The following is a 12758-nucleotide window of genomic DNA, read 5'->3' as shown; positions in this document are numbered from 1 at the left end:
CGCCTCAATCGTTCTTGACGACGATGGTCGGGAACTTGCTGGTCATGTCCTTGGCTTTTTCCGCCACGCGGATCGCTACCTTGCGGGCGATCTCCCGGTAGATGCCGGCTACCGCGCCATCGGGGTCGGCGACCACCGTGGGCCTGCCCGAATCGGTCTGCTCGCGGATCGACATCTTCAGCGGCAGCTTGCCCAGGAAGTCGACCTTGAAGTCCTGGGTCATCTTTTCGCCGCCACCGGCACCGAAGATCTCCTCGACATGGCCGCAGTTCGAGCAGATGTGCGTGCTCATGTTCTCCACCACGCCCAGGATCGGAATGCCGACCTTTTCAAACATTTTCAAGCCTTTGCGTGCATCGAGCAGCGCGATGTCCTGCGGTGTCGTCACGATCACGGCGCCCGTCACCGGCACCTTCTGCGACAGCGTCAGCTGGATATCGCCGGTGCCCGGCGGCATGTCGATGACGAGGTAATCCAGGTCGCGCCAGTTGGTCTGGTCCAGCAGCTGCTGCAGCGCCTGCGTGACCATCGGGCCGCGCCAGACCATCGGCTCGTCCGGATCGATCAGGAAGCCGATCGAGGACACCTGGACGCCATGGCCTTCCATCGGCTCCATCGACTTGCCGTCCTTCGTGACCGGCCGGCCCGAGACGCCCAGCATCATCGGCTGCGACGGACCGTAGATGTCCGCATCGAGCACGCCGACCGTGGCGCCTTCGGCGGCCAGCGCCAGTGCCAGGTTGACCGCGGTGGTCGACTTGCCGACGCCGCCCTTGCCGGAGGCGACGGCAATGATGTTCTTGACATTGGGCAGGGGCTTCAGGCCGCGCTGCACCGTGTGGGCAATGATCTTGCTGTAGACATTCAGGGTGACCGGCAGGCCGAAGGCCGCCAGTGCCGCCAGCACGCTGGCGCGGATCGGCTCGATCTGGCTCTTCGCCGGATAACCCAGCTCGATGTCCAGGCCGATCTGGCCATTGTCGACTTTCAGGTTGCGGACCGATTTGGTCGTGATGAAATCCTTGGTGGTGTTCGGATCGACCACCTTGGACAGGGCTGCCTTGACGTCTTCGACTGTGATGCTCATGTAAATCTCCGTGATTGAAGCGGAAGTCTAGCGCAAATCGGCTGGGGACATGAGACGAAGAGCCTGCGCGGCAACCCCGCACACCGCCGCATGGGCTGGTAAAATGGCCCTTTTATATCACTTCCTTCGCGCTGACCATGACTCGCAAGCTGTTCGTCACCACCGCCCTGCCCTACGCAAACGCAGCCTTCCATATCGGCCACATGATGGAATATATCCAGGCCGACATCTGGGTCCGTTTCCAGCGAATGCAGCGCGACGGCGTGGACGGCGAATATCGTCCGCGCGAGGTGCATTTCGTCGGCGCCGACGATACGCACGGCACGCCGATCATGATCGCCGCCGAGAAGGAAGGCATCACGCCGCAGGAATTCGTGGCGAAAATCGCCGCCGGCCGTGCCCAGTACCTGGACGGTTTCCATATCGCCTTCGACAACTGGTATTCGACGGATTCGCCGGAAAATGTCGAGCTGTCGCAGGGCATCTACCGCAAGCTGCGCGACAATGGCCTGATCCAGACGAAAACGGTCGACCGCTTCTTCGACCCGGTCAAGGGCATGTTCCTGGCCGACCGCAACATCAAGGGCGAATGCCCGAAATGCGGCGCCAAGGACCAGTATGGCGACAATTGCGAGGTATGCGGCGCCGCCTACCAGCCGACCGACCTGGTGAATCCTTATTCCGTGTTCACCAATGCCACGCCGGTATTGAAGCCTTCCGAACAATATTTCTTCAAGCTGTCCGACCCGCGCTGCTTTGAATTCCTGCGCGACTGGCTCAATACCCCGGGCCGCCTGCAGCCTGAAATGGTCAACAAGGTATCGGAATGGCTGGGCGAAGCCGGCGAAAAGCTGGCCGACTGGGACATCTCCCGCGATGCGCCCTACTTCGGCATTCCGATTCCGGACGCGCCGGGCAAGTTCTTTTATGTATGGCTGGATGCGCCGGTCGGTTACCTGGCTTCGCTGAAGAATTACTTCGGCAAGCAGGGCATCGACTACGACGCGTTCCTGCGCGATCCGGCCGCCGAGCAGATCCACTTCATCGGCAAGGACATCGTCTCGTTCCACCTGCTGTTCTGGCCGGCGATGCTGAAATTCGCCGGCCACCCGGTGATCGACAACCTGAAGGTCAACGTGCACGGCCACCTGACGGTCAACAATGAAAAAATGTCCAAGTCGCGCGGCACGGGCATTTCGCCGCTGCGTTACCTGAACCTGGGCATGAACCCGGAATGGCTGCGCTATTACATTGCCTTCAAGCTCAATTCCAAGGTGGAAGACCTGGACTTCACGGGCGAGGATTTCGTCGCCCGCGTCAATTCCGACCTGATCGGCAAATATGTGAACATCGCCAGCCGCTGCGCCGGCTTCATCGCCAAGAAGTTTGACGGCAAGCTGGCCGGTGAGCTGTCGCACCACGCACACGACTGGATCAAGCGCGCGCTGACGAATGCCGAAGGCCACGTTCGCGCCGATGCGATCGCGCTCAGTTACGAAAACCGCGAGTTCGGCAAGGCGCTGCGCGAAATCATGGAAATCGCCGACGTGACGAACCAGTACGTGGACGAAAACAAGCCATGGGTGCTGGCCAAGGATGAAACGAAGCTGGCCGAACTGCATGAAGTCTGCACGACGGCGCTGATCCTGTTCCGCCAGTTGACGATCCTGCTGTCGCCGGTGCTGCCGGGCGTGGCCGCGAACGTCAGGGCTTTCCTGAACGACGGGGCGCTGACCTGGGCCGATACGGGGCTGGAAGCGGCATCGTCGGCCATGCTGGGCCGCACCATCGGCGCGTACACCCACCTGATGACCCGCGTGGATGCGAAGATGATCGACGAGCTGTTCGATGCACCGAAGCCGGCCGCCGCCGCGCCCGCGGCCAACCCGGTCTCGGCTGCTCCAGTTTCGGCCGCGCCGGCCACCGGCGCCGGCAGCGACACGTCCATCGAACCGCTGGCGGCGGAAATCAAGATCGACGATTTCGCGAAAATCGACTTGCGGATTGCAAAGATCGTCAATTGCGAACACGTCGAAGGTTCCGACAAATTGCTGCGCCTGACGCTGGACGTGGGCGAAGGCCGCCACCGCAATGTTTTCTCCGGCATCAAGTCGATGTACCAGCCGGCCGACCTGGTCGGTAAATTGACGGTACTGGTGGCCAACCTGGCACCGCGCAAGATGAAATTCGGCATTTCCGAAGGCATGGTATTGGCCGCGTCCGCCGCGGACGAGAAAGCCAATCCCGGCATTTACATTTTGAATCCATGGCCGGGCGCCGAGCCGGGCATGCGTATCCGATAAAAGGAATCTGCTCGCCGATGAAATTCGTCGTCCGGACTGCCTCTGGCACCGACGCTTCAATAATTGCCGGCCTCACGCGCAATGCGTGGGCCGGTAAAGTGAGCGTCACTTCCAGCGGCCACCGTGAAACCGCCGTCCTCGTCGCAGAACACCTGCGCCAGGGCGGCGGTTTTATTTTGTTGACAGAAAACGAGCCGATCGGTTCCGTGCGCTGGTTGCCCCACGATACCGAACAGGATTGCTGGGAAATATTAAGGATGGGGATCCTGCCTGAGCACCGCGGCAATAGCCTGTCCCAGCATTTACTGGAAGCGATCATTCACCACGGTATCGACAGCGGCATCGGCGAATTGCGCCTCGCCGTGCGCAGCGACCAGCGCAAGCTCGTCGATTTTTATGCCGCCTTCGAATTCGAATTGGCCGAAGAGCTCGAATACTCGCACGCCAATCCGCTGGAACCTGCCCCACTCGTCATGCGCCGCACGCTGCGTTGATCGTTGCAATACGGGTGCAACAACAGCGCCGTTTCGTGGACTTTATGCCAAAAACAAGCTTGATCAGGCCTCAAGTTAGCGTGACAACCTTCAAATCCCTGGATTTTATTGTGCAGTTAACAATATTTCCCAAAAACGGGGACTGTCCCCGTTTTTTAGAAATATTTCCTGAAACCGGGGACTGTCCCCGATTTTTGGAAACTATTTTGTTGGGGCAAATAAAAAGCCGGCGCTCAGGGCCGGCTGTTTTGCTGCAGGGTTTGCTCTGCAATGGGTTTGGGCGGTTTTGGCGGTGTGGACTGGTCGCAAGCCGTGAGGAAGGTGAATAGCAGGAATTGCAGTGCGGCGATGGCGGCGAGCTTTTTATGCATGGTGCCTCCGCATTCGTGGGGACGGAGCCACCATAACAGGTCTATAACCCGCCCGGCGCACTCATGACGTCCGGCGCGATGACACGACAATACCGCCGACGATCAGCAGGAAGGCGATGCCGTGGTAAATATGCGGTGCTTCGCCAAGAAAGGCGGAAGACATCAGCGCGGCGAACAGCGGCGTGAGATTACTGAAGAAGGCGGCAATTGCCGGCCCTGCCTGCTGCACGCCGGCGCCCCAGCAGCGGAACGCAATGATTGCCGGGCCAATGGCCACATAGACGAGCGCGGCGATCAATGTGCCATTCCAGTGAATCACCGGATCCATGAATGCCCATTCGCCCGCCGCGAATAAACCGGACCATGCCACGCCAAAACCTACCTGGGCGACCAGGAACGACGCCCAATTGCTCTTCAATTCGGCGGGCTCGGAAGTTCGCGTCAGCAGCCAGCTATATAAAGACCACGCAATCGTCGCGAGGATCATGAATAAATCGCCGGCGACGAGGTGCAGGTCCAGTAAATGTTTCCATTCGCCGCGCGCGAGCACGACCAGCACGCCGCCGATCGACAATACGGCGCCGATGATCTGCTTGCGCGATACGCCCGCGCCGAAAAACAGCCAGCCGGTTGCCATCATCCATACCGGCATGCCGGCGGCGACCAGCGTGACGTTGATCGGCGTGCTGCTCTGCAGCGCCAGGTATTGCAGCGCGTTGTACATGCCCACGCCAAGCAAACCCAGCAAGGCGTACCGCCGCCAGTGCCGCCACAGCCCGCTGTCGCGGCCGAACACAGGCCCCGCCAGCGGCAGCAGGATCAGCAGGGCGAGCAGCCAGCGCAGGAAGTTCAGCGTCATCGGCGGCACCAGGTCGTGTACCAGGCGGCCCACGATGGCGTTGCCGGCCCAGAGCAGAGGCGCGAGCGTCAAAAGGCCGGCGGTGCGAAGTGTCAGGCGTGAATTCATTGCAGGAAAGAATAACCGATCCGGCAAGGCGTTGCAGCGAAGGCAGAAATGCGCGATAGAAATTCCGGAAATTCCCTTGAGCATGCCGCAGCGCGGTAGAATACCCGCTGGTTTTCACCTTTCTTTCACGATATGAAACTCCTGTTCAAACAACACCGCGGTTACGAGTCCGATCACACCCAGTTCATCAAGGCTCTCAAGGAGAAAAATCCGTCCATCGAAGCGGGCCAGCAGCAAGGCCGCTCGCTGCTGTGGGACAAGGAACCCACCTCGCTGGACGAGCAGTCGCGCCAGCGCGATTCCCGCATCGCACAACAGGCCTACGTTTACCAAAACAAGCTCTGATCCTTCGGGACGGCAGACATGCAGCCAACGGATGCGGCGGACGGCGCGGAAGGCGTCGCCACCGCGGATGTGCCGGGCACGGCTGAGGGCGGCGCCGCGGCAAGTGCCGATGGCGCCGCTTTTGCGCGCCTGTATGGCGAGCCGCTGCTGAAGCTGCCGAACGACCTGTACATCCCGCCCGACGCGCTGGAAATCTTCCTGGAAGCCTTCGAAGGCCCGCTGGACCTGCTGCTGTACCTGATCCGCCGGCAGAACTTCAATATCCTGGACATTCCGATGGCCCAGGTCACGCTGCAATACCTGAAGTATGTCGAGCAGATCCGCCTGTCCAACCTGGAGCTGGCTGCCGAGTACCTGCTGATGGCGGCCATGCTCATCGAGATCAAGTCGCGCATGCTGCTGCCGCAGCGCCCGCACGACATCGAGCTCGAAGCCGAGGATCCCCGCGCGGAACTGGTGCGCCGCCTGCTCGAATACGAGCAGATCAAGCTGGCCGCCTACGACCTGAACACGCTGCCCCAGGTCGACCGCGATTTCGTGCGCACACAGATCTTCATCGAGCAGAGCCTGGTGCCCGTGTGGCCCGACGTCAGCCCGGCGGACCTGCAGGCGGCCTGGCGCGGCCTGATGAAGCGCGCGACGCTGAAGCAGCATCACAGGATTTCGCGCGAAGAACTGTCCGTGCGCGAGCACATGACGAATATCCTGCGCCGCCTGCAATCGCAGCGCTTCGTCGAATTCGCCGACCTGTTCGATGCCGGCGCCGGCGTACCGGTACTGGTCGTGAATTTCGTGGCGATGCTGGAGCTGGCGAAAGAAACCCTGATCGAAATTACCCAGGCCGAACCGTTTGCGCCGATCTACGTGCGTCTGGCGTATTCTCCGGCATGACATGCCGCACAACTACCCGGCCAGATTTTTCGTCTGAACCAAGAACAATATTATGAAAATCATTTCCTCGATCGAAGAACTGCGCGACCAGCTCTCGGGCCAGTTGCGCACCGCGTTCGTGCCCACGATGGGCAACCTGCACGAAGGCCACCTGTCGCTGATGCGGCTGGCGCGCAAGCACGGCGACCCCGTCGTGGCGTCGATCTTCGTGAACCGCCTGCAATTCGGCCCCAACGAGGATTTCGACAAATATCCCCGCACCTTCCAGGCCGACGTGGAAAAGCTGGAAAAGGAAGGCGTCTACGTGCTGTTCGCGCCCACCGAGAAAGACCTGTACCCGGAGCCGCAGGAATACCGCGTGCAGCCGCCGGACGGCCTGGGCAATATCCTCGAAGGGGAATTCCGTCCCGGCTTCTTCAATGGCGTCTGCACGGTGGTGACGAAGCTGTTCTCGTGCGTGCAGCCCAAGGTGGCCGTGTTCGGCAAGAAGGATTACCAGCAGTTGATGATCGTGCGGAACATGGCGCGCCAGTTCGCGCTGCCGACGCAGATCATCGGCGCCGAAACGTTCCGCGCCGACGACGGCCTGGCCCTGTCGTCGCGCAATATGTACCTGTCCGCCGCCGAGCGCGCCGAAGCGCCCGCGCTGTACAACGCCCTCAATGTCGTTGCCAATGAAGTGCGCTCGGGCCACCTGGACGTGTTCCAGCTGGAGCACAAGGCAATGGACGACCTGGCCGCGCGCGGCTGGAAGCCGGACTACATCAGCATCCGCAAGCGCATCGACCTGCAGCCGCCCAACGCCGGCGACCTGGCGCAGGGCGAACCGCTGGTGGTGCTGGCCGCCGCCAAGCTGGGCACCACGCGACTGATCGACAACCTGGAAATCTGACGCCTGCGAAGTAGCGGCAGGCGCCGATTCCGAGGCGCCGATTCTGGAGAACCGTTTCAATAAAACTAAAAAACTGGTGTCTGTCACCGGTTTTGGGGAAATATTTCAAAAAAACCGGTGTCTGTCACCGGTTTTCTGGCAACAGCCTGGGTGGCCAGTGTCGTCGCCGGCTTTCAATGGTCATCCGGTGACGTTCTGCGTCCACGCCAGCGCCGACAGGTGCGCCTTGTTGACGTCTTCGGGCGTCAGTTGCAGCGATGCCGCCAGCGAGGAGACCAGGCTGGAGTTGAGTTCGCATGCCTCGGCCAGCGCCAGGTAAGGACCGAACCGCCCGCCCCGCTCCAGCAGCGCGTCGACGATTTCCGCCGATAGCGGCACCGTCGCCAGCACTTCCTTCATCGGGATTCCCAGCAACCGGTCCAGCAGGGAGAACATGCCGGCCACGAAGAGGTTCTCGGCATCGGCACGCCCCAGCGTGCCCAGGCCCAGCAGCTCGGCCAGCCGGCCCCGCACGACGGCCGTTTCCAGCAGGACCGGCGAGTACCCGCTCGTGCTTGCCGTCGCCAGCAGCAGGGTCAGCCAGCGGTACAGCGGCTGGTACCCCAGCAGCGCAATGGCCTGCTTGAGCGACTGGATTTCGCGGCCGGCACCGAAGCCGGCCGAGTTAATGTAGCGCAGCAATTTGTACGACAGCGCGGCATCGCGTTTCAGCACGCTTTCGATCTTCGGCACGTCGGCATTGGCCTGCACCATCTGCATCAGTTGCAGGATGGTCGTCTGCGCCGGGTTCATGCCCTTCACGTCGGCCCCCGGCCGCGGGGTCAGGTGCAGCTTGCCGACGAACGCATCGATGCCCAGCGCGGCACAGGCATCGAAATCTTCCCATGTCGCCACCGGCCGGCCGACCATCCGCACCGACGACTGCTTCAGCGCCGCATACGCACGCGCCTGCGCCGCCACGTCGGCGCCGGTGAAGCGCACCTCGACGAACGAGGCGATCATCGGCAGCCGGTTGCCCGCGCGGGCCAGGTCGCAATTGCGCAGCAGGATACCCACATTGCCGGCGCGCAGCGCGCGGACGGCGGCCAGCGTGTCGGGATTGGCCAGTTCGGCCGTGCGGATCGACAGCACCGTGTGCTCCGGCGGCAGGTCGTGCAGCGCATCCGTCGACAGCATGCCGGGCACCGCTTGCAGGAACAGGGTCTTGTTGCGCAACAGCCAGCCGCGTTCGGCATCGTTGACGTGGGCGGCCACGAAGCCGACCAGGTCTTCCAGGTCGGCCAGCGCGGGCGTCGCGCTGGCGTCGTGCTGCCACGCGAGTTCATAGCCGACCACGCGCTGCTGCGGGTCCAGCAGGGGCTCGCGAACGAGGAAATTCGTCTGGTGCATGGGAATGGGGGAAAGCGGGCCGCGAGCCCGCCCGGGATCAGAAACCGAGACTGTCGAGCAGGTCGTCGACCTGGCTCTGGTCGGCCACCACGCCTTCTTTCGCCTTGTCGATCTGCGGCCCGTTGAGCAGGCCGTTGTCGATCTCCTTCTTCAACTGCTCGGGGGCGAAGTCGATCAGCGTCTGCACCAGCTGCTGCTCGAGATTCTGCGCGATGGCGGTGACGCGCTTGATCACCTGGCCCGTCAGGTCCTGGAAGTCCTGCGCCATCATGATGTCCATCAGATGGCCCTTGGTCGCGCCGGTGGCCTCGGTGGTGGCGGCCAGCGCGGCGACGGTGCGCTGTGCCAGCGCGCGCCACTCGGCGTTGGCCGCATCGCCCGCCGGTCCGTCCAGCAGCGCCTGCCATGCGCCGGACAGTTCCTTGGCATCGCTGCAGATGCGGTCCTGCAGCGGGCCTGCCTCGTCGGTGGCATTGAGCACCTTCTGCGCCGCGTCTTCGGAAAGGCGGGCAACGTAGTCGAGTCGATCGCGGGCGTCGGGGATATCCTCGGCCGCCTTTTCGATCAGCTTGTCCAGCCCAAGCCCGCGCAGGTTCTCGTGCAGCGCACGGGTCATGTGACCGATGCGCGTCAGGAACTCCTCATGCGGGTCCACGCCATTCGCGACGACGCCGCCGGCTTGCTCGACCATGGGATCAGGCTCCCAGTTTTTCAAAGATCTTGTTCAGCTTTTCGTCCAGCGTGGCCGCCGTGAAAGGCTTGACGACATAGCCGTTGGCGCCGGCCTGGGCCGCCGCGATGATGTTTTCCTTCTTCGCCTCGGCGGTCACCATCAGCACCGGCAGCTTGGCCAGCGCGGGATCGGCGCGGATGTTCTGCAGCATCGTCAGGCCATCCATGTTCGGCATGTTCCAGTCGGACACGACGAAGTCGAACTGCTCCGAGCGCAGCTTGGCCAGGGCCATCACGCCGTCCTCGGCTTCGTCGACATTGGCATAACCCAGTTCTTTCAACAGATTCCGGACAATGCGGCGCATCGTCGAGAAGTCGTCTACTACCAGAAATTTCATCTTTGGATCAGCCATGAATTGCTCCGTTGTTTCTCTACGCAGTTATAAATAATGAGTGTCGGTTTGGGTCGCGCCACCAGCATCATTAAAGGATAGCATTTAAGTTGCCTCTAGGGAATGAAGCAACCCCATTTGCGCCTGAAAAAGCCACATCCGTATCGAATCCGTAACTAAACGCCACGCGCGATCCGATCTTGTTCGGTCTTGATCCAATCGTATGCCCGGTCGCATGCCATACAGTATCCACCGGCAGGCCCGACAGGCCCTGTTCTTTACGCATGCATTGCAACCCGCATCGACACGCGCCGCATCGGCACGCGCACTCATACGCGCATTTATACGCACACTTCTACGCGCACTTCTACGCAAACCTAGACGCGCAACGCGCGCATTCCGTGCTGCGCCAGGTAACCCAGCACCATGCCCGGCAGCGCCTGCAGCGCACCCACCTCGTGGGTCGCGCCGACGGCGATCGCCTCGCGCGGCATGCCGAACACCACGCAGCTGGCCTCATCCTGGGCAAAATTATACGCCCCGGCCGTTTTCATCTCCAGCATGCCGGCCGCGCCATCCTTGCCCATGCCGGTCAGGATCACGCCCACCGCGTTCTTGCCGGCGTGCTGCGCGGCCGAGCGGAACAGCACGTCGACCGAGGGCCGGTGCCGGTTCACGGGCTCACCGCCGTCGAGCCTGGTCATGTAGTTTGCGCCGGACCGCGCCAGCAACAGGTGCGAGTGACCGGGGGCGATGTAGGCATGGCCCGGCAGCACGCGCTCGTTGCCTTGTGCTTCCTGCACGGAGATCCTGCACAGCGAATCCAGGCGCTTCGCGAACGAGCGCGTGAATCCTTCCGGCATGTGCTGCGTGATCAGGATGCCCGGGCAGTCGGACGGCATCTGCATCAGGAATTCCCGGATCGCCTCCGTTCCGCCGGTCGAGGCACCGACGATGATCAGTTTTTCGGACGACATCAGCGGATTGCGTAATTGTGGCAGGGGCGCGTGCCCTTCGGCGCCCGCTTGGGGCAGCGTACGCGCCCGGATGCGTGCCTTGGCCGCGCCACGGATTTTATCGGCGATCAGGTCGGCATAGTCGCGCATGCCGGTCTGGATCGAAATCTTCGGCTTCTGGACGAAATCCACGGCGCCCAGTTCCAGCGCGCGCATCGTGATTTCCGAACCGCGCTCGGTCAGCGACGATACCATCACCACCGGCATCGGCCGTAGGCGCATCAGCTTTTCAAGGAAGTCCAGGCCATCCATCTTCGGCATTTCCACGTCGAGCGTCAGCACGTGCGGATTGGTCTGCTTGATCAGTTCGCGCGCGACCAGCGGGTCGGGTGCGGTGCCGACCACTTCCATGTCCGGCTGGCTGTTGATAATTTCCGTCATCACGCTGCGGATCAGCGCGGAATCGTCGACGACGACGACCTTGATTTTCATAAGTACCTCGTAACAGCGTCAGAACAGTTCGATTTCGCCGGCGACCGGCTGTTTCTTCAGGCGGCTGGCGTATTCGATTTCGCGTTTGGCCAGCGTGTCGTTGTGCGACTGCATCAGCTTTTTCACCAGCACCTTGCCGCTGCGGGGAAAGAAATACACCTTGCGCGGATACACGTCATTCAGGTCCTCGGCCACCACGCGGATCCGCTCGTTGCGCAGGAACGTCTGCACGAATGCCGCGTTGCGCTCGCCCACGTTCATCGCCGTAAAACCCTTCAGCACCGCGCCGCCGCCGAACACCTTGGCTTCCAGGTTGTCGCGCCGGGCGCCCGATTTCAACAGGCTGTTGATGAGGATTTCCATGGCATACGTGCCGTAGCGGGCCGATGCCGACACGGGGCTGTTCGCATCCGCGCCGCCGTCCGGCAGCATGAAGTGGTTCATGCCGCCCAGGCCCGACACGCGGTCGCGGATACAGGCCGACACGCACGATCCCAGCACGGTCACGATCAGCATGTCCTTGTGCGTGAAGTAGTACTCGCCCGGCAGGATCTTCGCCGCCTCGCAATCGAATGTGCGGTCGTAATAGACGTTGGTGGCGATGTGTTCGTTGTCCATCATGTGTCTTTCATTGGCAGGGGCGCCATCAGGCCCGCTGCTGCACGGATGCCCGTGCGGTGGTATCCAGTTCGTACACGGTTTTCCCGCGCAGCTTCAGCGAGTCCGACACATACAGGAAATTCTCCGAGTGGCCGGCGAACAGCAGGCCGTCGGGTTTCATCAGCGGCACGAAGCGCGACAGGATCTTGCGCTGCGTGGCCTTGTCGAAGTAGATCATCACGTTGCGGCAGAAGATCACGTCGAACGGCCCGCGAATGTCCCACCGTTCTTCCAGCAGGTTCAGCGGGCGGTAGGTGATCAGCTGGCGCAGCTCCGGGCGCGCGCGCACCATGCCGGCCTTGTCGCCCTTGCCTTTCAGGAAAAAGCGGCGCTGCTGCTCGGCCGTCAGCTTCTCGATCCGTTCCAGCGGGTAGATGCCGTTGGCGGCCGTGGCCAGCACATTGGTGTCGATGTCGGTGGCGATGATGTGCACCGGTGGCGTCAGCGTGTTCAGCGCCTCGCACACGGTGATCGCGATCGAGTACGGTTCCTCGCCGGTGGAACTGGCCGAGCACCAGATGTTGAGCGTTTCACCCTTGTGCTTCTTGACGTGTTCGGCCAGCAGCGGGAAATGGTGCGCCTCGCGGAAGAACGACGTCAGGTTCGTCGTCAGCGCGTTGGTAAACGATTCCCACTCGGCGGGCATGCGCCCCGCTTCCAGATCGTCCAGGTATTTCGCGAACGATGTGATGCCGGTCGCGCGCAAACGCCGCGCCAGGCGCGAGTAGACCATTTCCTGCTTGCTGTCGGCCAGCGAAATGCCGGCCCGCTTGTAGATCAGCCCACGCACGCGCTCGAAGTCGCGGCTGTTGAAGTCGAATTCCTTGACGGTATCTCTGGACATCAT

The 12758-nt window shown here is 62.0% G+C and carries 14 protein-coding genes; 5 read left to right on the top strand and 9 right to left on the bottom strand.

Going from position 1 to position 12758, the window contains the following annotated elements; translation table 11 throughout:
- Positions 1–4 precede the first annotated feature (4 nt).
- The gene (gene apbC, locus FHS02_RS16480; RefSeq protein WP_137313831.1) at positions 5–1087 is read right to left on the bottom strand and encodes an iron-sulfur cluster carrier protein ApbC; all 1083 of its coding nucleotides are present in this window, start codon (positions 1085–1087) and stop codon (positions 5–7) included.
- Between the two features lie 137 nt (positions 1088–1224).
- On the opposite strand from apbC, the gene metG reads away from it, so the two are divergent.
- On the top strand, positions 1225–3390 hold the full coding sequence (metG, locus tag FHS02_RS16475) for a methionine--tRNA ligase (RefSeq protein WP_137313832.1): 2166 nt from the start codon (positions 1225–1227) through the stop codon (positions 3388–3390).
- 17 nt (positions 3391–3407) lie between these two features.
- Positions 3408–3884, top strand: coding sequence for a GNAT family N-acetyltransferase (locus tag FHS02_RS16470; protein ID WP_137313833.1), 477 nt, complete (start codon positions 3408–3410; stop codon positions 3882–3884).
- A 233-nt stretch (positions 3885–4117) separates the two neighbouring features.
- Here the strand turns inward: FHS02_RS16470 and FHS02_RS16465 are convergent, their stop codons facing one another.
- Both FHS02_RS16465 and FHS02_RS16460 read right to left on the bottom strand, forming a co-directional pair.
- Entirely contained in the window at positions 4118–4255 is a 138-nt protein-coding gene (locus FHS02_RS16465) for a hypothetical protein (protein WP_175424801.1), read from the bottom strand.
- A 61-nt stretch (positions 4256–4316) separates the two neighbouring features.
- Positions 4317–5222, bottom strand: a complete 906-nt coding sequence (locus FHS02_RS16460; protein ID WP_137317405.1) for a DMT family transporter — start codon at positions 5220–5222, stop codon at positions 4317–4319.
- Positions 5223–5354: 132 nt separating this feature from the next.
- On the opposite strand from FHS02_RS16460, the gene FHS02_RS16455 reads away from it, so the two are divergent.
- From FHS02_RS16455 to panC, 3 genes are read left to right on the top strand one after another with little or no spacing between them, the layout of a single operon-like run.
- Entirely contained in the window at positions 5355–5567 is a 213-nt protein-coding gene (locus FHS02_RS16455; RefSeq protein ID WP_137313834.1) for a DUF3460 family protein, read from the top strand.
- A gap of 18 nt (positions 5568–5585) precedes the next feature.
- Positions 5586–6458: a segregation and condensation protein A gene (locus FHS02_RS16450; protein ID WP_137313835.1), complete on the top strand. Its 873-nt coding sequence runs from the start codon at positions 5586–5588 to the stop codon at positions 6456–6458.
- 52 nt (positions 6459–6510) lie between these two features.
- Positions 6511–7350, top strand: coding sequence for a pantoate--beta-alanine ligase (gene panC / locus FHS02_RS16445; RefSeq protein WP_137313836.1), 840 nt, complete (start codon positions 6511–6513; stop codon positions 7348–7350).
- 180 nt (positions 7351–7530) lie between these two features.
- Here the strand turns inward: panC and FHS02_RS16440 are convergent, their stop codons facing one another.
- The 6 genes from FHS02_RS16440 to FHS02_RS16415 form a co-directional block, all read right to left on the bottom strand.
- Positions 7531–8739 (bottom strand): EAL and HDOD domain-containing protein, encoded by a 1209-nt coding sequence (locus FHS02_RS16440; RefSeq protein ID WP_137313837.1) that lies wholly within the window; start codon positions 8737–8739, stop codon positions 7531–7533.
- 37 nt (positions 8740–8776) lie between these two features.
- The gene (cheZ, locus tag FHS02_RS16435) at positions 8777–9430 is read right to left on the bottom strand and encodes a protein phosphatase CheZ (protein WP_137313838.1); all 654 of its coding nucleotides are present in this window, start codon (positions 9428–9430) and stop codon (positions 8777–8779) included.
- 4 nt (positions 9431–9434) lie between these two features.
- Positions 9435–9824 (bottom strand): chemotaxis response regulator CheY, encoded by a 390-nt coding sequence (gene cheY / locus FHS02_RS16430; RefSeq protein WP_131144818.1) that lies wholly within the window; start codon positions 9822–9824, stop codon positions 9435–9437.
- 356 nt (positions 9825–10180) lie between these two features.
- Positions 10181–11251, bottom strand: a complete 1071-nt coding sequence (locus tag FHS02_RS16425; RefSeq protein ID WP_137313839.1) for a protein-glutamate methylesterase/protein-glutamine glutaminase — start codon at positions 11249–11251, stop codon at positions 10181–10183.
- Positions 11252–11269: 18 nt separating this feature from the next.
- The gene (gene cheD, locus FHS02_RS16420; RefSeq protein ID WP_137317406.1) at positions 11270–11869 is read right to left on the bottom strand and encodes a chemoreceptor glutamine deamidase CheD; all 600 of its coding nucleotides are present in this window, start codon (positions 11867–11869) and stop codon (positions 11270–11272) included.
- A 28-nt stretch (positions 11870–11897) separates the two neighbouring features.
- Positions 11898–12758, bottom strand: coding sequence for a CheR family methyltransferase (locus FHS02_RS16415; protein WP_137313840.1), 861 nt, complete (start codon positions 12756–12758; stop codon positions 11898–11900).

It is taken from the genome of Pseudoduganella umbonata (genome assembly GCF_014192225.1).
In the GTDB taxonomy this organism is placed as follows: domain Bacteria; phylum Pseudomonadota; class Gammaproteobacteria; order Burkholderiales; family Burkholderiaceae_D; genus Rugamonas; species Rugamonas umbonata.
This window is presented reverse-complemented; position numbering and strand designations above follow the sequence as displayed.